Origin of the sequence: Bacillus sp. AFS040349 (genome assembly GCF_002577655.1) — a bacterium.
Classification (GTDB): domain Bacteria; phylum Bacillota; class Bacilli; order Bacillales; family Bacillaceae; genus Metabacillus.
The window spans coordinates 1-21,950 of record NZ_NUMC01000018.1 but is presented as its reverse complement, the minus strand read 5'-3'; the positions used below and the strand labels follow the sequence as shown (position 1 = coordinate 21,950).

Here is a 21,950-nt window from a genome sequence, read left to right as displayed (position 1 = left end):
AAAATTCACAAGTCTGAGATTTTTTTTGGTTATTCGTTAATATTGGTTTTTTTAAATGTTTCCTGCAGATAATTGTAAGACTTCTTCAAGCGTTCATGATATGTTGGTTCATCCCAATTATCCCAAGAATATTGGATCCAATCACCTTCTAAAGAAGGTACCATCTGAACAGGGTCCTGGTCTTTATTTGTTACAACAACCTTTGCAAAAAGAGATTGGATTATTTCTGAGCTAGCTATTCCCTTTTCTGACCACACATCGCCCATAATTTCTTTTTGACTTGGATCTTTCACATTAATCATTAACCAAGGAAGACGAAGTTCTAAAGTTCCATCCTTTATATAGTAATCCGCAAGGGAAGTTGAGTTCTCCTTTTGTGGATTGGCTACACCATAGGTTAATTTTCCTGTCTCATATGATGAAAAAGGAACAGTCATTTGTCCTTCTTCTTTATTTATCGTCAATTCTTTGTTAAGTGTTAAGCGTATTGGGTGATAAATTCCATTATTTTTTTTATTAGCATAATCTTTTGTCTCAATCATATTAAGCACTTTTCCATAATGATAGTAGAACGTATCATAGTAGCTATCAACTAACACTCTTGATTGATCCTCACCGTTAAGCTCAACTAGAAAATCAATACCTTCTTCATTAACACTTTTCACATTAGGAATGGGTGATTGCCCTTGATTTTTTATCGTGTTTAACAGAATCGACGTATTATATTTTTCTGGATTCCATTTTGTTTGATCATAATCAATTCTTATGAATAAACCTCGTTCATCACTAGACATGAAAACATTTTTAATTGCCTCTTCTTTATTACTCTGAGCAACCGGGTCTGCATTTCTAGCCTTCCAATCAGAAGTTTCGCCATCAATTTGCAACTGAGTTTTTTCTGTATCAGGATCAAAACTTAACAGCCCAAAATGTTGCTCATTTGTCTGAATATTATCCCAAAATGGTCGACGATCAGGATTATCATATTCCATCGTATTCCATGTTCGTTTAAACCACTCATCCTGCCATGAAAAAACAAGTCCTCCCGCCATGTTTTGTTCAACAATATCTTCATATAGGCTCGATAGAAATTGACCTTGTTCTTGTTCTGAATGATTTCCTTGGTCATAGCCATGAACATTTTTATGAGTTAACCCTCGTGATGCTGGAATTCCATACTCAGCAACGACCACTGGCATTTCGTGATGTTCTTTCATATCATTTAAGTAACCAGCATAGTTATTTTTTTCCCCACGATGATCAATAAAGTTAACATATTTCTCCTCATAATTTAGGAAGTCCGGATAATAAGGGTAAATATGATATGAAGCAAACAGGCCTGGATAAAACGATTCCTTTGCTTTTATTTTGTTTGGATTTATGGATACCTTATCTTCATCATCATCAGGTTCAGCAGGATGTGAAAGCAAGTCAGTAGTCACCCAGTTAGTAAAACTCATAGGATGCTGCCATTTATAATTCTCTGCTTCATATGATGCTGTAAAATCCATCATTTCAGCGAGCCAGACTTCAAATGGAGAAGCATCTTCAGTCATCATATACTTCCCATCATAACTAGTTTTGGCTGGATATTTTTCATTCGTTCTAACGACACTATCAGGATCCCACTCAACTCCAATGATCCACCCTAAAAGATACGGAGATAGATCATGAACATATTTTCCACTTGCATGACCTGTTCTATCTTCAATGTCGGCATTTCCATGGATAATATCAACCGTTCGCTGTATTTCCGCCTTAAAATCATCTATTACTTCCGGATCATAGGCCGTTCTTTTCGCTTCTGCATCAAAAAACACATCTTCATTTACCCAAACACCGTGAAAGAGATAAAGAGGATCTTCACGGCTAATGTTATGCTCATATAATGCCTGATAAAAGGCAGGAGGATGAATGGTATAAACACGTAAAGCATTAGCATTCATTTCACTTATCTGATCAAACCATCTTGCATATTCTTGTTTTGTTATTCCTGTTTCTCCAGGGAAAGTCCCCGGTTTGGCGATTCCCATATTCACACCTTTAATTAGGACATCTTCCCAGGCTCCGTTTTTATAAACTTGTAGGTAGTCGTTAGCAGCAGCTCCATTTAGTTTCATTCCTTCTTTTGTTAAAACCTCTGGTTCAACTGTTGCATTTTGACTAACAGGTTCTTTCTCTTTTTCTGTTAAAATTGTAGTCATCATCGGTACGTAAGCTTTCCAAAAGAATGTATCTGTTCTACCCTTTTGTTCAAAAGAAAACAGCTTTTGCCACATTGACAAACCACTCATTTGGTAAATGCTTGGTACTTTCTCCTGATCAACAAAATCACCTGCAAAATAATAGCTATCATACATTTGATTATTATGGTGAATAACAGCTGGGAATTTTATTGGTATATTAAATTCGTTTAGCTTTTGTTTACCATTATCAGTTAATGGTAAATTAAACGTAGCTTGAACCTCATCCTCACTACGTGCATTTACTATATCAAACCAATAGTTATATTGAATGGTTTTATCCATATCAAAGTTAGACAATCCCGTATCTGTAAGAGTAAATACAGCATGGTCATCAGACATATCTTGGTTCGTCAAAACAACCACTTGATCTTCTTCGTTTACAAAAACAAAACCGTTTCCCGTATACTCAAACGGTTTTCCATATTGGGCTTCATAGTTATTTTTTACCCAAACAGGCACTTCTGCATTGCTCAATTCATTGAAATATCTTCCCATCCAGCCTGTCCAATCTATGTTTAACAGATTATAAAACTCCTGACGAACCTTCTCTTCCGTTGGAGATCCAAATGTATTAAATTCAGCAATAAGCGTTTGTTCATTCTCAATAAGAGAGGCTGATAATGCTCTAACCTCTTCAATTGTCATCCCACCGTACAATAACTCTGAACGATTTCCTTCTTGACTCCCTTCAAGATATTCATCTTTATACACACCATATCCATCAGCTAAATACAACACATCATAAGGAGATAAATCGTCCGGAAATTCTCTCGTATCAAATTTTGGTGGCTCATTACTTGGCACAAATCCAACATAATCATCTTGTGCCTTGTATACATCACCATCATCCTTAGTCAATTTCAAATGATTGAGTAACCAAACTAACCCTTTATGTTCCCGATAAGACTGATCAGGTACCGTTTTATCAATAATCAATACGTTGACATTTTCACTTGCTTTTAATTGCCAGAACCAAAAAGGAGAAGTGAATAAAACTAGTAGTAATAATAGTCCAGTGATAATCAGTACATTTTTTTTATTCATTTGACACACCTTTTCTAACCATTTCTCCCCAGCCTTTTTTCCCTATAAGCATCTCAAGCATTCCCTCTACTCTCCAAATAACGGTAAGAGGGCGATACCAAAATGTTTCTGTTATAGAAACAAGAAATAAAATGACAAAATGTTTCACTTTGGGGTATCTCTCCATACTCCATTCCTCTAATAAAACAGAGGCCATAGAATAGATAGAACCGTATATTAATGAGAGAAGAAAGAAGATAATGGCATACTCTAAATAGATACTTCCTGCAAAAATAGAAAGTATTAGGATTATATATCCTATTAATTCAATAAACGGCCCTAAAAACTCAACAAAAAAGAAATATGGCATAGAGAACATGCCAATTGAACCGTACTTTGGATTAAACATTAATTTTCGATGCTTCCATAAACTATCAAATAAACCTTTATGCCATCTTTTTCTTTGGCGTCTTAAATATTTTATGGATTCCGGAGCCTCAGTCCAACAAACCGGGTCAGGTACATATATAATCTTTTTGTTTTCTTTCTTTTCTTTAATCAATCGATGAAGCCTAACGACAAGCTCCATATCCTCTCCTACAGTGTGAGCATAGCCTCCTGCTTCAATAACCCACTTCTTTGAAAAAACACCAAATGCACCTGATACGATCAGCAATAAATTATTTTCACTTAACCCTACTCTGCCGGTTAAAAATGCTCTTAAATACTCAATAATTTGCATAACGACAAGTGGTTTCTTTGGAAGATCTATCTTTGTAAGCTCACCATTCTGTATTTCACAACCATTAGCGATTCTAACACTCCCACCTGAGGCTATGACCTCGTCATCTGATTCAATAATTGGCTTTAACACCTTCAAGAAAGCATTTCTTTCAATAATGGAATCGCCATCTAAAGAGCAGAAATAAGGATATTTTGAAAGATTAATTCCTGCGTTTAACGCATCTGCTTTTCCCCCATTTTCCTTATCAATGACATACATATAAGGATAAATCGTGGATTGGTAAACGCCTTTAACTTCTTTTGTATCCAACTGCTTTCTAATAACTCGGTTAATTTTCACCATGTTAAATCGGTCAATTAGCTTTTCGAGTGTATCGTCTTTTGAACCATCATTGATGATGATAATTTCATATTCAGGATATTCAATGCTTATCAGTGAGCGGATACTCCCATAAATTCCTGCTGATTCATTATAGGCGGGTACAAGAATGGAGACAGGCTTAGTAAATTCAGATTGTAGCAATTCTTCATAAGGTTCGAACTCATCCAACTCATAGTTTTTACGTATATTGAGTAGGGAAATAACAAGCATAGCTCCATACACAACAATAATGATGATCATGTAAATAAAGATAAACCAACTACCAATAACCAAAAAACTAGACCAATTAATATTCAACGCCCTCCTTTTCAAGCCATTCAAGGGCCATATCTTTTGCAAAATCATCATTTGAATCTGATACGACTTTTCGTAATATGTCTACCCCACCCTTAAACTGTAGAATTGATTTGGCTGCCTCAGAACGAACAACATACTCACGATCTGATAATAATGAAACTAAACTATCTTTAAATGTACTTATTCTTCTAACACCTGCAGCTTTTGCTGCCATCATCCGAACTTGCCAGCTATTTGAAAGAAAAAACTTACTTAATACAGCTTCATCTAAAGGTGCCCCTGTGTTAGCGAAAGCCTTTAAGGTTCTAATCCTCAACTCTTCGTCATTATTCTCAAGTAATTTTTGCATGAGATTAACATGATTTAAATATTGCTTTTTCCCGATCGTCTCAATCATCATGTATTGCATTTGTTTTGATAATGCCCCAAAGTCATCTACTAGTTCATTAAAATGCTCTTCTTTCAAGAGAGATAAAATAGATAATAGCGTAAAATTTGAAATAGCTGGATCAACATTCTTTAAATAGTAAACAATCTTATCATCATGAAATTTAGCAAAAAGATTTAGCATCTGAAATTTTTCAGTACGTGTTACATTTTTTTTAGCATATAATTTATACAACTCATCTACTACGTGATCCATATAAAAATCCTCAATAGAATATAAAGCATTCATTCTTAAGCTCCATCGCCGCTGCTTAAGTTCACTTTTTATATAATTTGTTAAATGTTTATTTGCAAATTCGCTTATTCTTCCTTTTACATCCTCACTATCAAGTACATTTGAATATTCATTAAGCAATTCAATTAGTGCAATAAATTTCTCTTCGGTTTTATCAGGCTGTAAATCCCCTTCTTTACCCGATTGTAGAAAATGAAACATATCTAAGCGATATGTTTCTTTAAGATCGTCAATTTTTTTCCTTTTTTGATTATGAAAATGCTTTATAATAAGCAAATACGTAAACAAACTAATTAAGATAAAAAACATTGCCAGAAATAAAATAAAAAGCAACACTAAACTTATCTCAAACATATTATTTCATCCTCTTAATTAAGTGACCTAATCGGGTTTCAAGCTCTAATAATTTAAACGGCTTTGTTATATAATCATCTGCCCCAAGCTGCAAGGCTCTCGAGATGTCATGTTCACTTTTTCGGGATGTTAGCATCATCACTGTAAATCTTTCCTGATATTGAAGACTTCTTAATTTCTGCAATACTTCCAATCCATCCATTCTCGGCATCATGCCATCAAGTATGAGTAAGTATGGATCTTTGTTGTTAAGATGCCACCCTGCCTCCATAAACTCCATACCATCTTTAAATGTTTTAATATCAAGAGTAAATCCATCTGTAAGCTTACTTTTACTGATTAAGTCCTCAAGCATTGTACGAATAATTGGATCATCATCAATAATTCCAATGTGAATTGGCTTTTTAGAATACTTGACATTATTTACAGCAGCAACTTTCACCTGATTTCTACCAGCCTGTTTCGCCTCGTAAAGCGCTCCATCTGCAATCTCTATATTCTCTTTTAAATCCAATTGAGTTGGGTGCACTTCATGAATACCTGCAGAGAACGAATTATAGAATTCAGAATCTCCATATTTAAAAACCGTGTTGGAAAAGTCCTTTAAAATCCGCTCAATAACAAGTTTTGCCTCATTTGCTTCTGTTTCAGGTAGAAGGATAATAAATTCCTCTCCACCATACCGAATGATGATGTCATTAATTCTTAGACCCTTTCTAACAACATCAGCAAATGTTGCTAAGACTTCATCTCCTACTGTATGACCGTATGTGTCATTCACTTGTTTAAAATGATCTAAATCAACAAGTGCTAAGCAAAATGGCTCATACCTTCTATTTAAATTACTAACCAACCTGTCATATGTTTGAGCTAGGTATTTCCTGTTATATACCCTTGTTAACTCGTCTATTAACATCACATCGTCAATTGCTTGTTTTCGCTCAAGTTGACGGTTTATCCTGACAATAAATTCATCCATCTCCAAAGGTTTTTGTATGAAATCGTCAGCACCCAGCTTATAGCTCTGCATTCTGATTTCCTTTGATTTATCAACACTAATCATGATAGAAGGAATGAACTGCTGCTTCATTTTTTCTTTTATTTGTAACAAGACATCTAATCCATTTTTATCTTTCATATGAACATCAATGACAACACAATCAGGATTTAAGTCATAATAAGAATAAATAGCACGGTCTGGATCAGCAACAGCGATCACCACCCAACCTTCTTTCTCTAATTCATCCTTAAGGTACATTAATAATGCCGTATCATCATCGATTAACAAAATAAGGTTTTTATCTTCATACTCTTGTTTGTTTTCAATAATTTCATCAACATTGGAATATTCCTCGTAATAGATAATGGAAATGAGGGGTAGCAAAAAAGATTGCAATTCCTCTTTGTTCCACACTCGTTCTTCATGCTCCTTTAGATGGCTCATCAATTCTTGAGCATATCTCCCGCTTCAGAAAATCCAATTGTTGCGGCAGTTCCAGATATGGAGTGAAGAAAACGATATAGTTCTTTATGTTGTATTTCTTGTTGTTCATTTAACCAAGCTTCAAGCTGTTTTCGTACATTTTTAATTAATGTCTGCAAATATTTACTCATTGGGTCTCTCCTACTTAAAACGAATATTTACATTTATCTCTTCTCTCCATATAACCATATTTTGGAGGGGAATTCTAGAAAAAAGTTTATATTCTGACAAGATTCGACTTTCGTAACATTTATTCTCTGTTCCCCTGTGAAAAGATCGCAATAAACTTTAATAGTTGCAGCAAAGAAAGCAAGGCAGCAGCCACATAAGTTAAAGCAGCAGCACTTAATACTTTACTTACCCCTCTTTCCTCATTATTAACAATCATACCTTCAGAAAGCATCAATTTTTTCGCTCTTGAGCTTGCATTAAATTCTACCGGCAAAGTTATAAGCTGAAATGCTACAACTGCTGAGAAAAATATGATTCCTAAGCCTATTAAATTTAAACTGCCTAATAAAAAACCGCCAAATAGCAAAAACGGTGCAATACCTGAAGTAAAGTTCACAATTGGAAACATTTTATGGCGTAAAACGAGTGCACCGTAAGCTTCACTATGTTGAATAGCATGTCCTACCTCGTGTGCCGCAACAGAAATCGCTGCAATCGATTGACTTCCATATACCGAATCCGATAATCTAACAGCCTTTTTTAAGGGATCATAATGATCTGTTAAAGACCCTCTCACATGTTCAACTGGTACGTCCGATAACCCGTTTCGATCGAGTAACTGCCTTGCAATCTCAGCCCCAGTCATGTGAGAAGATGCCGACACTTTAGCATACTTTTCAAAATTCCCCTTAACTCGAAACTGCGCCCATAATGAAAGACCAAAAGCAATAATGATTAAAAAATCCAATGGATGGAAAAACATTGTTGATATCCTCCCTACAACAGATACTTGATTATGGTTAGTTTAATCAAAACAATGATTTCTACCATACAAAATTTCATATGGTTTCTTTTGCTTAATCCGCAAACTATAAACAGAAGGTGTACATACTAAAATATGCTTAAATAAATCGCTGTCACTCCAACTGTCTTTTTGAAGGCTGCTCGTTGATTTTAAAAACATAGTGCAATGGAGCGGAAGACACTTGACTCCTGCGGGAGGTAGAGGAAAGGCCGAGACCCCGCAGGCAAAGCCGAGGAGGCTTGGCTCCCTCCCCGCGGAAAGCAAGTGTCTGGAGCGCAATGGAACGACCTCGTTAAAACGAACAGATTTATAAGACCAAGCAAGATAAGAGTTTTTGTGTAGAACTAATTTTAGAATACATTCTTTTTTTAGAATAATTTAAAGCTTCAAATGCTAAAAGTTAGGAAGTGAAACTGTTGAAAGTAAATGAAGAAGAAAAGAAATTACTTAGTGAAGCAATCGATAAAATGAATGAAGGGTTAGACTCCTTTATTGGTTTTTATAATGATTCTGAAGAAGATAAAGCACTTATTGAATTCTCAGAGGATACAATTGAGACGATTGAAAAGGCCATTGACACATATGGAAAAGACGAGGTAACAACCAAAATTAATACGATTATTAAAGAGGTTTTATCTTTTATACCAAATAAGAAAGGATGAGTTCACAACATGTCAAAATCAAATAAAACCATAACCCAATGGTTGCGTTGGCCTATTCATTATCGTATTACACTTATCGTTCTACTCATCATTTTAGTGTTTGGTGAAATTATTACTCTTGTAGAGCCAAACGAGTTTCCAACTACATTTGATGGAATTTGGTGGGCTCTTGTAACTGTCTCCACTGTTGGATTTGGCGATTATGTTCCACAAACGTATGTTGGAAGAGGTATCGCTATGTTGATGATTTTAGCTGGAGCCAGCTTTGTAACAGCATATTTTGCCAGTGTTTCTTCTGCTGCGATTAAGAGACAACACTCCTACCTTGAAGGAAATGTAACGTTTTCGGGTAAAAATCATGTCATTTTAATTGGGTGGAATGAAAAAGCAAATGAAATGATTGACTCATTAAAAACCGTTAAGCCATATAAACAAATTGTCTTAATAGATGACTCATTAAAAGAATCGCCATTAATTGAAAATGTTCATTTTATCCGTGGAAATGCTGCCAATGAACAAACTTTACTTAAAGCGAATATCCAAGAAGCTGATGCAGCTATCATCACTGCTGATCAGCACAAAAATGAACAAGATGCTGATATGAACTCTATTCTTGTCCTGCTATCCCTAAAAGGACTAAATCCAAATTTATACTGTGTGATTGAATTGCTAACAGAACAGCAAGCAAATAATGCTAGCAGAGCCGGAGCAAATGAAATTATTAAGTCTTATAAATTAACAAGTCACTTTATTATGAGTAGTTACTTAGCGAAAAACGGTTTGTCATCATTTTATTCTGAGCTTAACCCTGCGAGCGGTAATTTATTTCAAGTTCTTCCGGTAAATAAAGAGCTGATTGGCAAAACCTTCAAAGACGCAAGTCACCAACTCCTCGAAAAAGAATCTATTTTAATTGGCATAAAAAGAGGAGAGGACACGAAAGTAAATCCGCCCCTCTCCTTTGAAATACAAGATCATGATTCACTAATAGTGTTTACTCACTAGTCAAGCAATACAGCCTCTAATTCCTTAACAAGCGCCTTCCCTAAATCAATATATTCTTCAGGGAAGGTTGCATCTTTATCTTGCGGCTCCTGGAATTGATCAAAAGATGCACTAAAATTCCCAATATGCACATGGTCATCTAATCCAATTTGATATTTATGAGATAAAAGAAAGGGTGTACCCAATTCAATTGTTGTATTTCTAGAATCAAGCTGTCCATCCACAGATGTAAATGGAACCCTCAAGAATTGATAACCTACTTCAGAATCAATTTTATAATCAAAGTAGCCATGATCATAATCCCAATTTCCACCTATCGTATAGCCTAAAGGTTTAAGCTCCTGCTCTAGGTCATATAATTGAAATGTTTGTCCTTCTAACCTTGAACGAACTTCAATCATAGCAAATCCTCCTTTGTCTTAGACCTGTTAATGCTACATTTCTTCTTGCAGGTTTCGTGACCTCTTTCTAAAACAAAGCCTGCTCTACTAAAGAAATGGCTTAACATTGCCTTTTCCTTAGATTTGCCTAATATAAGAAAATCATGACCATTAAAACGAAAAAAGGCCGACATTATTGTCGACCCTTGTTCAAAATTATTTTTCTAAGCGTTTTTCAAGTTCTGCTTTCTTTTCTTCAAAGCCAGGCTTTCCAAGTAAAGCGAACATGTTTACTTTATATGCTTCAACCCCCGGTTGATCAAATGGATTAACTCCTAGAAGATAACCACTCATAGCACAAGCCTTTTCAAAGAAATACACTAAATATCCAAGTGTATATTCATCCATTTTTGGAATGCTTACTACTAGGTTAGGAACTCCACCATCAGTATGAGCCAACATCGTTCCTTGGAATGCCTTTTTGTTAACAAAGTCTACTGATTTACCAGCAAGATAATTCAAACCATCTAAATCACTTTCTTCTTCTTCAATCGTTAATTCATGGCGAGGTGTCTCAACATTAATGACTGTTTCAAAAATGTCGCGACGTCCTTCTTGTACATATTGCCCTAAAGAGTGTAAGTCAGTTGAGAAGTTTGCTGAAGAAGGATAAATTCCTTTTTGGTCTTTTCCTTCACTTTCGCCAAATAATTGCTTCCACCATTCAGCAAAATACTGTAGACCTGGCTCATAGTTAATGAGCATTTCAATCGTTTTTCCTTTGTTGTATAAAACATTACGAACAGCAGCGTATTGATAAGCTGGATTTTCCTCAAGCTCAGATTTTCCGAAATCTTCACTTGCAGCTTGAGCACCCTTCATCATAGCTTCAATATCTACACCTGTTACAGCGATTGGTAATAACCCAACAGCCGTTAAGATTGAATAACGTCCACCAACATCATCTGGAATGATGAATGACTCGTACCCTTCTTCAGTTGCAAGTGTTTTCAAAGCACCACGCGCTTTATCAGTTGTTGCATAAATACGTTGCTTCGCTTCAGATTTCCCATACTTTTCTTCAAGAAGCTTTCTAAAAATACGGAATGCTAGTGCGGGTTCAGTAGTTGTACCAGATTTAGAAATAACATTAATCGAGAAATCTTTTCCTTCAAGTAAATCATGAAGATCCTTCATGTATGTAGAGCTGATGTTATTTCCTACAAAAATAACTTGTGGAGCTTGTCTTTGTTCTTTTGATAAAGAATTATAAAAAGAATGATTAAGCATTTCAATGGCAGCACGTGCTCCTAAATAAGAACCACCAATTCCAATGACAAGAAGAACTTCTGAGTCGTTCTTAATTTTTTCAGCACTTTTTTGAATACGAGCAAATTCTTCTTTATCATAATTCTTAGGAAGATCTACCCAACCTAAGTAGTCACTTCCAGCTCCTGTTTGCTCATGAATTGAATGATGAGCAACTTTCACAAAATCCCTTAAATATGTAAGTTCATGTTCGTTAAAAAAAGTTAAGGCACTAGAATAATCAAAGCTTACATGCGTCATAACATTTTTCCTCCAATGTTTGCTTTTTGTTTATAGCTATTAACAACTTTATCTAAACTACATGTGTAAATCAAGTATAGATCTTTATGTAATCGCTAACATTTCCAATCTTTTCTGACAATTCATTTACAAAACAAGTAAACACGGGTATAACCCCGTGCTTACTTGTTTGCATTTTATAAAGATGCTGTTAAGATCGCAACCACATCGTCTTTATTTAAAGATTTAAAATTACCGAATTCACCATTAATCATTGCTTTATCAGCCATCAAATCAATGTTTTCATCATTAATATCATAATCCTTCAAACGATATGGTGCTCCAATGCTGCTCCAAAACTCACGAAGTTTATCAATTCCTTCAAGAGCTACAGATCGGTCGTCTTTACCAGTAGGATCAACATCAAAAACATTAACAGCCAGTTGTACAAAACGTGATACATTTTGATCTAAGTTATGCTTCATCCAGTTCGGGAATAGAATGGCTAATCCACCAGCATGTGGAATATCGTATACAGCAGAAACAGCATGTTCAATATTATGACTTGCCCAATCTCCTCGATACCCCATTTGCAGTTGTCCATTTAACGCAATCGTACCAGAGTAAAGAATGGTTTCACGAAGCTCGTAATTTTCTAAGTCATTTATTAGCTTAGGAGCTGTTTCAATAACCGTTTTTAATGTAGCCTCACAGAAACGATCTTGTAACGGTGTATTTGTTGTATGATGAAAGTATTGTTCGAAAACATGTGACATCATATCAACAATACCATATATCGTTTGATCTTTTGGTACAGTGAACGTATTTACTGGATCCAATATTGAAAATTTAGGGAATGTTAAAGGACTTCCCCAACCATATTTTTCTTTTGTTTCCCAATTCGTAATAACAGAACCAGAGTTCATCTCAGAACCTGTTGCAGCTAATGTTAATACTGTACCAAATGGCACTGCTTCAGTAGGAATATGTTTCTTTGTCACAATATCCCAAGCATCTCCATCATATTTCGCCCCTACAGAAATAGCCTTAGTACAGTCTATTACACTTCCTCCACCTACAGCTAATATAAAATCAATGTTTTCTTTTTTACATATTTCAACGCCACGGTGAACCGTTGATAACCTAGGGTTTGGTTCTACTCCAGACAATTCAAAGATCTCAAGGTTGTTTTTTTCTAAAATTTGAACAACTTTATCATAGAGACCATTGCGCTTAATACTTCCTCCACCATATACAACAAGAACCTTTTTTCCGTACTTTGGAACCTCATTTTCTAGTTGTTCCACTTGTCCCTTACCAAAGATTAATTTAGTGGGATTATAGTATGTAAAATTATCCATTTATATCGCCTCCATATTTAGATTATGTAATTTCCTGATTTTATTGTAAAGAAATGTGCTTTTATAAAAATTTTCTTTGAATAGTTTTTTTATTTTTTCGCAAGATATAAATGTAGTTAACAACTAAGGAGGTTGTAAAATAAAATGAGCGCAATTCAACGTATAGCACTTGTACTTACGATAATAGGAGCAATCAACTGGGGACTAATTGGATTTTTCCAATTTGATCTAGTAGCAGCTATCTTCGGCGGCCAGGGTTCAGCATTATCACGAATCATTTACGGTTTAGTTGGTATTGCTGGTTTAATCAATCTTGGTCTGTTATTCAAACCTTCTGAAGAAGTAGCAAGAGAACCTCGCCCAGAAGCTCGATAAGACTTAAAGAAAAAAGAGTTAACTTCGGTTAGCTCTTTTTTTTTTGATAATAGCGAATAAAAAAAGACGAACACCAAGTGTTCATCTTTTCTTCGTTCATTATTTTTTAATTTCTTCGCGTTTTGATTGCTCAATCCACTCTTCAAGCTTGTCTTTTAATGTGTTGAAACCTTGTGGAGTTTCTGTTTCAGCTTTTACAGTTGCTTGACGTTTTTTCGGTCTTTTTGGAGCTTCTTGCTTTTCTTCAACAGGTGCTTCTTGTGTAGCACGGATTGATAAGCTGATCTTACCTGATTTTTCGTCAATAGAAAGAACTTTTACTTGAACTTCATCATTAACGTTTAAGTGCTCATTAACATCTTTAACAAAACCGTGTGTAATTTCTGAGATGTGAACAAGTCCTTGTGTTTCTTCATCTAGTGCAACAAATGCACCATATGGCTGAATTCCTGTTACTTTTCCTGTATGAACACTTCCTATTTCGTACTTCGCTGTCATAATAACACTCCTATTTTTCTTATAATTATATGTCCCATTATACGCAATTAAAAATTATACCACATCTTTGCGTCTTTGACAAAAATAAATATTTTTGATCTCATATTTTAGTATACCCAAAAAAGAAAAAGCAACGATGAATCCGTTGCTTTAAGGCATTGATTTATAGACAATTTTTGGGTATCCATTTTCTAGACGAAGCTCAAGTGAAACTGTTTCTCCATCACCTTTTATATAAATATGTTTGATAACCTCTCCGTTTTCTTGATACTGAAATTCCACCATCGTAACTTCATTAGATAAAGTCTGGAGATCGGTAGAACTTATCTCGGAAATGAATTGACTTTTATCAGGAATGTCTGCGCCTTCTCCTTTATATAAGAGATCATAAGCTACATCATAATCTCCAGTTACCACTGCATACATATAAATTCTTGCAACAACTAAATCAATTGTATTTGTTCCCGCAAACGGTCCATCAAACACTTTATCGTTATTAGTTCTTTTGTATTTCTCATATGTTTCTAACATTTGATCTGGTAGAGGCAACAGGTTAATGCTTAGTCCATTTGGAATCATTTTTAGTTCTGAAGGGATGAGAGACTCTACTTGATTCTCAAGCTCTTCCGTTAGCTGAAAATCACGCCCTTTAAGTTCCCTTATAAAAGCATCAACTATTTGTGAAGACCTTGTATTATTATTCTCAGAATTAAATTTCTCAAATTCTGCTATGATCTCCTCTTTAACTCTCGCCTCATTCGTTGTAATTTGGGAATTTTCTGTTCCTGTTAAATAGGTTTTCATTAAATCTTGGAACAATATTTTCAAATCATTTATATTAGAAAAATTAGGGTGTTTGATTATGGTTTTCTCTAGCAGAATCAGTCTAGTTTCAAGTTCATCACGACTGATGACTAATTCAGCGTCTACCTTAAATCTTTTGTTGTTCTGAATATCCAGAAATAGTTTTAGTTCTTCTGATAATTTCTGTGAAAAAGTCTCGGAAATTTTGTCATAATCAACGGTAAAAGAGATCATTCCTTCACCATCATCAACAAAAATGTAACCATTCCCCTTTATTTCATCCACTAAGTTACTATATTCTTCTGTTCCATTTTTTACACTTCCACTATTAAGTTGTTGAACATAATCTTTAACGTTAGAAACATCTACACTCTGTTCCTTAAAGTGCGTTTCCCACCTATCTATATAGCGTTCTTTTAATAGCTCTAGTTTTTCAATATAATGAAGAATTTGTTCATCACTTATATCACTTTGATTTTTTAACATAGTAAATTCTGTATAAGGCATTGATACACGATATTCAATAATTGTTTTAACATTATTTCTATAGTTTTTTAACTCTGTTTGCGATTTATAACTCTTTCTTTGTTCAAAGGCTGCAACTGCACTTTTAGCTTCCTGGACAAACTGATATTGTTCCACATCTTTGGATTGTAGAGAATCATTTAACTCATCTACTTTTCTTTCGTAGTAGCCCCTAATCTCATTTGTTGCAGCCTCAATGTCTGAAGTTGTTACGGGTTGTTGATTTATTTGTTCATCTGGTGGATGTTCTGACCCCGTGTTATCCGGTTGCTTCAGAAGTTGCGCACCAAGGATTCCTCCAATTAAAAGTACACCAATAAAGGAGGCAACATACGGTAGTTGAAGTCTCATGCGCTTTTTATTCGGTTTTTCCGATGTTTTTACCTTGTTCACTATTTTATCTACAGAGGAAACTGAAGGCACTTGTTCGTATGATTGCTTTAAGTTTCTCATTCGTTCTTCAAATAATTTATCATCCATGTATGTCACCTTCTTTCTTATCAAGTTCTTCAATGACTTTTTTCAACATTGTTTTCCCGCGTAATATTCGTGTTTTAACCGTAGATAATGAAATAGACATGATTTCTGCAATTTCCTCATACTTCTTTTCATGAAAATAAAAAAGAACGATTGGTATCCGATATTTCTCATCTAGCTTTTGTATCGCTAAATGAAGAACCCGATCTTCCTCATTACGTAAAACCTCAGCTTCTGTTTCAGGGTAATACTCCTGTCGAAAGTCTTGTTGTATTTTAAAAACCTTCCGTAGATTAGATTGTCGTTTTCTAGCAAAGTCCCTCGTTACATTAAGTGTTATTTTATATAACCAAGTTGAAAATTTTGCCTTAGTAAACTGATCTATAAATCGATACACACGAATAAATACTTCCTGTGTAATATCTTCAATCTCTTCTTGTCTGTTCCCTAATTGATAAGCAAACTTCTCCACAACAGGGTAATGTAGTTCAACTAGCTGTTGAAAAGCTGACATATTTCCCTGTTTGGCCTTTTTTATTAATTCTTCTTCGGTCATGTCTCTGCCCTCCTCTTTCATTTTATTTAACGCCATCATGTTCGACATTGTTTCATTTGGGAATTGATTTTAATGAGGATTTATAAAGAGAGGAAAAATCTGATTTTTAGGTTTAAGCCACATAAAAAAGAGGGAATAATACAAGCATAAGGCTTTCTAGTATTCCCCCTTTAGTTTCTATATGAGCTGATCAACTGGTCAGCTTTTTTTAGTTGAGATTTATACTTATACGCCAGCTTTTTGTTTTTGAACAAAACGCTGCATTCTTCTTAATGATTCTTGAAGCTGTTCTAATGAAGAAGCATAGGAGCATCGGATATACCCTTCGCCGCTTTCACCAAACACGCTACCTGGAACAACAGCCACTCTTTCTTCCATGAGAAGCTTTTCTGCAAATTCTTCTGACGAAAGATTTGTTTCCTTTATAGAAGGAAATGCGTAAAACGCACCACCTGGTACATGACAAGTAAGCCCCATTTCTGTTAATGCATTAACAAAAAGGTTTCGCCGTTGTCTGTAGCTTTTTTTCATATGCAAAACATCTTCTTTGCCATTCTTAATTGCTTCGATTGCAGCGTATTGAGCCATAGAAGGTGCACACATCATGGTGTATTGATGAATTTTAAGCATGGCGCTTAAAAATTCAGGCTGTGCAGCTACATACCCTAAACGCCAGCCTGTCATGGCAAATCCTTTCGAAAATCCTGAAACAAGGATTGTCCGTTCTACCATTCCATCAATTGATACAAAGCTTGTATACATATCATCATATGTAAGCTCCGCGTAGATTTCATCTGAAATAACCAATAAATCATACTTTTCAATAATTTTAGCTATTTTTTCTAAGTCTTCTTTATTAAGAAGTGTTCCAGTTGGATTATTTGGGGAGCACAAAATAACAGCTTTCGTTTTATCTGTGATTGCCTTTTCTAAATCTGAAGGCTGAAGCTTGAACTCCATTTCACCGCTCGTTTGAACAGATACTGGTACCCCACCTGCAAGAGATATTAGTGATGAATAAGATACGAAGCTAGGCTCAATGACAATAACCTCATCACCAGGGTTCACAATAGCTCTAAGTGCAAGATCAAGAGCTTGGCTTGCCCCAACTGTTACTAACAATTCCTCTGATGGACTGTAGCTCACATTTGTTTTTTCTTGAAGGTAATAACTTATTTCTTTTCTTAACTCAAGAAGGCCCGCATTTGCTGTGTAGGAGGTATATCCTTGTTCTAAGGAAAGGATACTTGCTTCTCTTACATTCCAAGGTGTAACAAAATCAGGTTCACCAACACCTAATGAAATTACACCTTCCATACTTGCTGCCAGGTCAAAGAACTTGCGTATTCCTGATGGTTTTAAGCCTTTGACTGTACTTGAAAGGTAATGCGTTGGTTCAATCATGGTGATACCACAATTCTCTTATCCTCATCATCTTGTTCAAATATAGTACCATCATGTTTATATTTCTTTAAGATAAAATGAGTTGTTGTAGACAAAACAGAGTCTAAAGTTGAAAGCTTTTCAGAAACAAATTGAGCAATAGCAGACATCGATTTTCCTTCTATTATAACTGAAAGATCGTAAGCACCTGACATTAAGTAAACAGACTTTACTTCATTAAAACGATAAATTCGACTTGCAATATCATCAAAGCCTACTCCTCTTTTTGGCTGAACTTTCACATCGATCATTGCTTTTACACCTTCGTGCCCATCAACCTTACGCCAATTCACCTGTGCTGTATAATCAACAATAATACGTTGATCTTCAAGATTTTTAATTATCTTTTTCGTTTCTTCTTCTGATAAGTCAATCATTTTGGCGATTTGTTCTGCAGTCAAGCGGCAGTCATCTTGCAATATTTCTAATAACTCTACTTCCTTTTCACTAAACTTCATTTTTCACCACTCCTACTTTTCAAATCTTCAGATAATTATACCACCATATTGCTCGTTTTTCATACGTTTCACAAAAAGAAAAAAGGGTAGATTTTTACATGAGTGTTTTTTTATATCCCGGTAAAAAATATAAAAAAACATAATTCTTCTTTAACAGCCTATTTGGTTAACAAAGTTTCCTTATAAGCTATACCCCTATATGACAAGCAGCAATTTTAGTGTGTTAAGTCAAACACATATTTTATCATACAATCTGGCAATATATATAGGAAAAATGGAGTGAATGCTTATGAATAAAAGCCATTACTACTGTAGCACAATGAATATTTTTGGCATAAACGTTCACTATGAGGTTTATCGCCAACATCCATCCAATCCTGTTATGATTTTAGTACATGGGTTTTTGTCCTCTAGTTTTTGCTACAGAAAAATTATCCCTTTACTCAAAGAGGATTTTACAATCGTTACAATTGATCTTCCTCCATTTGGAAAAACAGAAAAATCAACTAAATTTGTTCACTCTTATACAAACATGGCAAAAGTAGTAATACGTTTAGCAGAAGGACTGAACATAAAAAGAGCTTACCTTGTTGGTCACTCCATGGGTGGGCAAGTATCTTTGAATGCAGCAAAGCAAAGACCTGATTTATTTGAGAAAGTGGTATTACTATGTAGCTCAGGATATATGAAAGGTGTACATCCTTCACTAAAATTTGGTTCTTATGTTCCATATTTTTATCTATGCATTAAGCATTGGCTAGCAAGTCAAGGAATTCTAAAGAACTTAAACAACGTGGTACATGATCGCTCATTAATTGATCAGGAAATGATGGACGGGTATATGGAGCCTTTTCTCGATGACAAAATATTTCGTGCTTTAAATCGGATGATTCGTGACCATGAAGGTGATCTTAGTTCAGAAGAGTTAAAGCAGATCGAACAGCCTAGCTTGCTTATATGGGGAAATGAAGACAAAGTCGTACCTGTTTCTATTGGAGAAAGATTACAAAACGACTTACCTAATTCAACATTTTTCTCATTTAAACAAACTGGCCACTTAGTACCTGAGGAAAGGCCGGAACACGTTTCAGAAAAAATTATGAACTTCCTTATTCAGGCTCAATAGAAAAACCACTCATATGAGTGGTTTTTCGCTTAAATTTCACAGCTGTATTATTTTTGATTTGAAGTAACTGCTTAGACATGGATTCACATTCCGTTAGAGGGATGATTTCTTCGAACGAAAATTCATAAATCGCTTGTATTTTTCTTGCTAACTTTAGTTTATCATCTATTAAATGAACAGCCTGGAGCACATCAACTACTTCCGTTTCATAACTATCTTCTCCATAACCTAACGGATCCCACTGTAATAAAACTTCCATTAACCTTATATTCGTTTGCTGTGTTTCCATTATTTCACCTTTATTAATCTTATTTTTTGCACTGTTATTGTAACACACTTATGATAGAAGTAGATAATGAAAGAAAGAAGCTATATCCATTTTTGTTTATGATTCATAACTGTACTACTCATGTTAAAAGAATCCTATTATAAATATAGCTCACAGTTTTATAAGAATCTTTAATAAGGGGTGAAGCAATTGAGTCAATTTGATCAAGTTATTAACCGAAAAAAAACAGATTCAGTAAAATGGGATTATACAAAAAGAATATTTGGTGTAGAAGATGTTCTACCGATGTGGGTGGCTGACATGGATTTTCAAGCACCTGAGGAAGTGATTGATGCCTTACATACTCGAGTTGACCACGGAATATTTGGATATACAATGCCTGGATCAAAAATGGAAGAAGCCGTTAAAAATAGGTTGAAGTCTCGTCATTCCTGGGAGATTGATCCAAAAACAATCACTTACAGTCCTGGAATTGTCACAGCTATTAGTATGGCTATCCATGCCTTTACTACTTCAGAAGACAAGATTGTCGTACAACCGCCTGTCTACTACCCGTTTTTCGAAATTGCCCAAAAGCATAAACGCGAGGTTCTTTATAATCAATTATTACTAAATGAAAACTTCCGTTATGAAATTGATTTTAATGATTTGGAAGAAAAACTTTCGGATGAAAGAACAAAACTTTTTATCTTATGTAATCCTCACAATCCAAGTGGTCGTGTTTGGAGTGAAGAGGAACTAACAAAAATTGGGGATCTTTGTATAAAGCATAATGTTCTTATTATATCAGACGATATTCATTCCGATCTGCTGCTGTTTGGAAATCAATATACTCCAATTGCTTCTATTCGAAAAGACATTGCCAATCAAACCATTACTTGTATTGCACCTAGTAAAACGTTCAATTTAGCTGGCCTACAAGCATCAATCTTGTTAATACCAAATGACTCCCTTAAAAGGCGTTACAATGAAGTTCAACAGCTGTTTGGGGTAATGGGTATCAACACGTTAGGAGCTGATGCGATGCAGGCAGCTTATGAACATGGGAGCAACTGGCTTGATGAATTAATTCAATATCTTCAGGAAAATGTATTATTAATAGAAGAATATTTAATGAATCATCTTCCTCAGGTAAAAATCATGCGTCCTGAATCAACATATCTTGTGTGGATTGATGTAAGAAGTTTAAATAAATCAGATAAAGAATTACAGGAACTACTTCTTAACAAGGGTAAACTAGCTTTACATATAGGTTCAAAGTTTGGCGAAAACGGAGAAGGTTTCCTTAGAATGAACATTGCTTGCCCAAAGGAGACTTTGTTAGATGGTTTAAAAAGATTGAAGATAGCCCTAACATAATTATCCTAAACTTCCAAATGAGCTCTTTTAAACTTAAGAGCTCATTTATTTCGTTTTTATGAAAAATTAGTTAAATTATGTTTATTTTAGAATAATTTTCACAATTTAATGGTATAATTAGGGAAACTTACTTATATCAAAGGTGAACCTTATATGGAACTAGTAAAAGATATTATCTTGCAAATTACATTCGTTGTTCTCCCTATTTTTGTCTATCATTTATTATGGTTAAGTAGAAACAATCTTAGCTCTTTAAAACCCAATAAACTATTAATTACGTGCGGCTCAATTTTTTCTTCTATCTTGTGTCTGATTTACCCGATCGAGCTAATTGATGGAGCTTTCTTTACCCTTCAACCTATTCCCTTATTTACTAGCGTCGTTTACGGAGGATCCATACCTGGTCTGCTTACTCTTCTTACAACTTCAATTTATTTTTCACAACTTTATGAACTGGGCTGGGTTTATTTTTGTGGGAGTGTAACGGTTTATTTTATTCTTTCACTGTCTCTACGAAGCAATTGGTATTCCTACACGTTTAAAAAGAAATTAAATTATGCTGCGATATATGGAATTAGTATTTTAATTTTTTCACTTTGCACAATCATAATTGTAAGCGTTTTAATTCCACATTATGTTGATTTAACTAATTATGTAATCCCAGGCATTACAATTTTCACCCTTACCTTGATACTTAGTCTATGTATATACCTCATTGAGTACATGCGGGCAAATGCTGTTATGAGGATGGAGTTAATGAAAGCAGAAAAGCTTTCCATTGTCAGTGAACTCGCAGCAAGTGTTGCACACGAAGTGAGAAATCCGTTAACTGTTGTCAGAGGTTTTGTTCAATTAATAGGTAATTCAACAAATAGTACATTATCTACAGTATATAAA

Annotated in this window: 21 protein-coding genes; 6 read left to right on the top strand and 15 right to left on the bottom strand. The window is 34.9% G+C overall.

The window, feature by feature from the left end:
- Positions 1 to 29: 29 nt before the first annotated feature.
- From COD11_RS05270 to COD11_RS05250, 6 genes are all read right to left on the bottom strand, one after another.
- Positions 30 to 3,290: a hypothetical protein gene (locus COD11_RS05270; protein ID WP_098795720.1), complete on the bottom strand. Its 3,261-nt coding sequence runs from the start codon at positions 3,288 to 3,290 to the stop codon at positions 30 to 32.
- Complete coding sequence (locus COD11_RS05265) at positions 3,283 to 4,635, bottom strand: glycosyltransferase family 2 protein (RefSeq protein ID WP_255301541.1); 1,353 nt, start codon at positions 4,633 to 4,635, stop codon at positions 3,283 to 3,285. The genes COD11_RS05270 and COD11_RS05265 overlap by 8 nt, the downstream gene beginning before the upstream one ends.
- A 46-nt stretch (positions 4,636 to 4,681) precedes the next feature.
- Positions 4,682 to 5,728 carry a HEAT repeat domain-containing protein gene (locus tag COD11_RS05260; RefSeq protein ID WP_098795719.1) on the bottom strand — a complete coding sequence of 349 codons (1,047 nt, stop codon included), beginning with the start codon at positions 5,726 to 5,728 and terminating at the stop codon, positions 4,682 to 4,684.
- Position 5,729: 1 nt separating this feature from the next.
- Positions 5,730 to 7,172, bottom strand: a complete 1,443-nt coding sequence (locus tag COD11_RS05255) for a GGDEF domain-containing response regulator (RefSeq protein WP_255301539.1) — start codon at positions 7,170 to 7,172, stop codon at positions 5,730 to 5,732.
- The gene (locus COD11_RS27375) at positions 7,172 to 7,342 is read right to left on the bottom strand and encodes an Hpt domain-containing protein (RefSeq protein ID WP_255301538.1); all 171 of its coding nucleotides are present in this window, start codon (positions 7,340 to 7,342) and stop codon (positions 7,172 to 7,174) included. Before COD11_RS27375 ends, COD11_RS05255 begins: the two co-directional genes overlap by 1 nt.
- Before the next feature lie 119 nt (positions 7,343 to 7,461).
- On the bottom strand, positions 7,462 to 8,145 hold the full coding sequence (locus tag COD11_RS05250) for a zinc metallopeptidase (protein ID WP_098795718.1): 684 nt from the start codon (positions 8,143 to 8,145) through the stop codon (positions 7,462 to 7,464).
- A 458-nt stretch (positions 8,146 to 8,603) separates the two neighbouring features.
- On the opposite strand from COD11_RS05250, the gene COD11_RS05245 reads away from it, so the two are divergent.
- Together COD11_RS05245 and COD11_RS05240 are read left to right on the top strand one after the other, a co-directional pair.
- Positions 8,604 to 8,849 carry an atypical membrane-integrating protein (Mistic protein) gene (locus COD11_RS05245; RefSeq protein ID WP_098795717.1) on the top strand — a complete coding sequence of 82 codons (246 nt, stop codon included), beginning with the start codon at positions 8,604 to 8,606 and terminating at the stop codon, positions 8,847 to 8,849.
- Between the two features lie 9 nt (positions 8,850 to 8,858).
- Positions 8,859 to 9,854, top strand: a complete 996-nt coding sequence (locus COD11_RS05240) for a potassium channel family protein (RefSeq protein WP_098795716.1) — start codon at positions 8,859 to 8,861, stop codon at positions 9,852 to 9,854.
- Here COD11_RS05240 and COD11_RS05235 read toward each other — a convergent pair.
- The 3 genes from COD11_RS05235 to COD11_RS05225 form a co-directional block, all read right to left on the bottom strand.
- Positions 9,851 to 10,255, bottom strand: a complete 405-nt coding sequence (locus COD11_RS05235) for a YugN-like family protein (protein ID WP_098795715.1) — start codon at positions 10,253 to 10,255, stop codon at positions 9,851 to 9,853. The two genes, COD11_RS05240 and COD11_RS05235, sit on opposite strands and share 4 nt — an antisense overlap.
- A gap of 195 nt (positions 10,256 to 10,450) precedes the next feature.
- Entirely contained in the window at positions 10,451 to 11,803 is a 1,353-nt protein-coding gene (locus tag COD11_RS05230) for a glucose-6-phosphate isomerase (RefSeq protein WP_098795714.1), read from the bottom strand.
- A gap of 176 nt (positions 11,804 to 11,979) precedes the next feature.
- Positions 11,980 to 13,143, bottom strand: a complete 1,164-nt coding sequence (locus COD11_RS05225; RefSeq protein ID WP_098795713.1) for an iron-containing alcohol dehydrogenase — start codon at positions 13,141 to 13,143, stop codon at positions 11,980 to 11,982.
- Between the two features lie 144 nt (positions 13,144 to 13,287).
- Here COD11_RS05225 and COD11_RS05220 point away from each other — a divergent pair, with 144 nt between their 5' ends.
- Positions 13,288 to 13,518, top strand: coding sequence for a DUF378 domain-containing protein (locus COD11_RS05220; RefSeq protein WP_098795712.1), 231 nt, complete (start codon positions 13,288 to 13,290; stop codon positions 13,516 to 13,518).
- A gap of 99 nt (positions 13,519 to 13,617) precedes the next feature.
- Here COD11_RS05220 and yugI read toward each other — a convergent pair whose 3' ends face one another.
- The 5 genes from yugI to COD11_RS05195 form a co-directional block, all read right to left on the bottom strand.
- Positions 13,618 to 14,016, bottom strand: a complete 399-nt coding sequence (gene yugI / locus COD11_RS05215; protein ID WP_098795711.1) for a S1 domain-containing post-transcriptional regulator GSP13 — start codon at positions 14,014 to 14,016, stop codon at positions 13,618 to 13,620.
- Positions 14,017 to 14,166: 150 nt separating this feature from the next.
- Positions 14,167 to 15,825, bottom strand: a complete 1,659-nt coding sequence (locus COD11_RS05210) for a hypothetical protein (RefSeq protein WP_098795710.1) — start codon at positions 15,823 to 15,825, stop codon at positions 14,167 to 14,169.
- Positions 15,818 to 16,378 carry an RNA polymerase sigma factor gene (locus COD11_RS05205; protein ID WP_098795709.1) on the bottom strand — a complete coding sequence of 187 codons (561 nt, stop codon included), beginning with the start codon at positions 16,376 to 16,378 and terminating at the stop codon, positions 15,818 to 15,820. The genes COD11_RS05210 and COD11_RS05205 overlap by 8 nt, the downstream gene beginning before the upstream one ends.
- 225 nt (positions 16,379 to 16,603) lie before the next feature.
- Positions 16,604 to 17,782 (bottom strand): aminotransferase, encoded by a 1,179-nt coding sequence (locus COD11_RS05200; RefSeq protein WP_098795708.1) that lies wholly within the window; start codon positions 17,780 to 17,782, stop codon positions 16,604 to 16,606.
- A complete protein-coding gene (locus COD11_RS05195; RefSeq protein ID WP_098795707.1) occupies positions 17,779 to 18,279 on the bottom strand; it encodes an Lrp/AsnC family transcriptional regulator in 501 nt (166 codons plus the stop codon). Before COD11_RS05195 ends, COD11_RS05200 begins: the two co-directional genes overlap by 4 nt.
- Before the next feature lie 289 nt (positions 18,280 to 18,568).
- On the opposite strand from COD11_RS05195, the gene COD11_RS05190 reads away from it, so the two are divergent.
- Entirely contained in the window at positions 18,569 to 19,405 is an 837-nt protein-coding gene (locus tag COD11_RS05190) for an alpha/beta fold hydrolase (RefSeq protein ID WP_098795706.1), read from the top strand.
- On the opposite strand, the gene COD11_RS05185 is transcribed toward COD11_RS05190, so the two are convergent.
- Positions 19,389 to 19,694 carry a DUF1871 family protein gene (locus COD11_RS05185; protein WP_098795705.1) on the bottom strand — a complete coding sequence of 102 codons (306 nt, stop codon included), beginning with the start codon at positions 19,692 to 19,694 and terminating at the stop codon, positions 19,389 to 19,391. The genes COD11_RS05190 and COD11_RS05185 overlap by 17 nt on opposite strands.
- A gap of 189 nt (positions 19,695 to 19,883) precedes the next feature.
- Between COD11_RS05185 and COD11_RS05180 the strand changes: the two genes are divergently transcribed.
- Positions 19,884 to 21,053, top strand: a complete 1,170-nt coding sequence (locus COD11_RS05180) for a MalY/PatB family protein (protein WP_098795704.1) — start codon at positions 19,884 to 19,886, stop codon at positions 21,051 to 21,053.
- 153 nt (positions 21,054 to 21,206) lie between these two features.
- Positions 21,207 to 21,950 (top strand): histidine kinase dimerization/phospho-acceptor domain-containing protein (locus tag COD11_RS05175; protein WP_304362974.1); only part of this gene is annotated, 744 nt, incomplete at its 3' end.

Bases quoted from the DNA above. Each gene is read 5' to 3' on its own strand.
- COD11_RS05270 (WP_098795720.1), bottom strand. From the start codon at position 3,290: ATGAATAAAAAAAATGTACTGATTATCACTGGACTATTATTACTACTA.
- COD11_RS05210 (WP_098795710.1), bottom strand. From the start codon at position 15,825: ATGGATGATAAATTATTTGAAGAACGAATGAGAAACTTAAAGCAATCA.
- COD11_RS05250 (WP_098795718.1), bottom strand. From the start codon at position 8,145: ATGTTTTTCCATCCATTGGATTTTTTAATCATTATTGCTTTTGGTCTT.
- COD11_RS27375 (WP_255301538.1), bottom strand. From the start codon at position 7,342: ATGAGTAAATATTTGCAGACATTAATTAAAAATGTACGAAAACAGCTT.
- COD11_RS05235 (WP_098795715.1), bottom strand. From the start codon at position 10,255: ATGATTGAAGTTCGTTCAAGGTTAGAAGGACAAACATTTCAATTATAT.
- COD11_RS05205 (WP_098795709.1), bottom strand. From the start codon at position 16,378: ATGACCGAAGAAGAATTAATAAAAAAGGCCAAACAGGGAAATATGTCA.
- COD11_RS05265 (WP_255301541.1), bottom strand. From the start codon at position 4,635: ATGATCATCATTATTGTTGTGTATGGAGCTATGCTTGTTATTTCCCTA.
- COD11_RS05225 (WP_098795713.1), bottom strand. From the start codon at position 13,143: ATGGATAATTTTACATACTATAATCCCACTAAATTAATCTTTGGTAAG.
- COD11_RS05190 (WP_098795706.1), top strand. From the start codon at position 18,569: ATGAATAAAAGCCATTACTACTGTAGCACAATGAATATTTTTGGCATA.
- COD11_RS05230 (WP_098795714.1), bottom strand. From the start codon at position 11,803: ATGACGCATGTAAGCTTTGATTATTCTAGTGCCTTAACTTTTTTTAAC.
- yugI (WP_098795711.1), bottom strand. From the start codon at position 14,016: ATGACAGCGAAGTACGAAATAGGAAGTGTTCATACAGGAAAAGTAACA.
- COD11_RS05220 (WP_098795712.1), top strand. From the start codon at position 13,288: ATGAGCGCAATTCAACGTATAGCACTTGTACTTACGATAATAGGAGCA.
- COD11_RS05185 (WP_098795705.1), bottom strand. From the start codon at position 19,694: ATGGAAACACAGCAAACGAATATAAGGTTAATGGAAGTTTTATTACAG.
- COD11_RS05240 (WP_098795716.1), top strand. From the start codon at position 8,859: ATGTCAAAATCAAATAAAACCATAACCCAATGGTTGCGTTGGCCTATT.
- COD11_RS05260 (WP_098795719.1), bottom strand. From the start codon at position 5,728: ATGTTTGAGATAAGTTTAGTGTTGCTTTTTATTTTATTTCTGGCAATG.
- COD11_RS05200 (WP_098795708.1), bottom strand. From the start codon at position 17,782: ATGATTGAACCAACGCATTACCTTTCAAGTACAGTCAAAGGCTTAAAA.
- COD11_RS05195 (WP_098795707.1), bottom strand. From the start codon at position 18,279: ATGAAGTTTAGTGAAAAGGAAGTAGAGTTATTAGAAATATTGCAAGAT.
- COD11_RS05255 (WP_255301539.1), bottom strand. From the start codon at position 7,172: ATGAGCCATCTAAAGGAGCATGAAGAACGAGTGTGGAACAAAGAGGAA.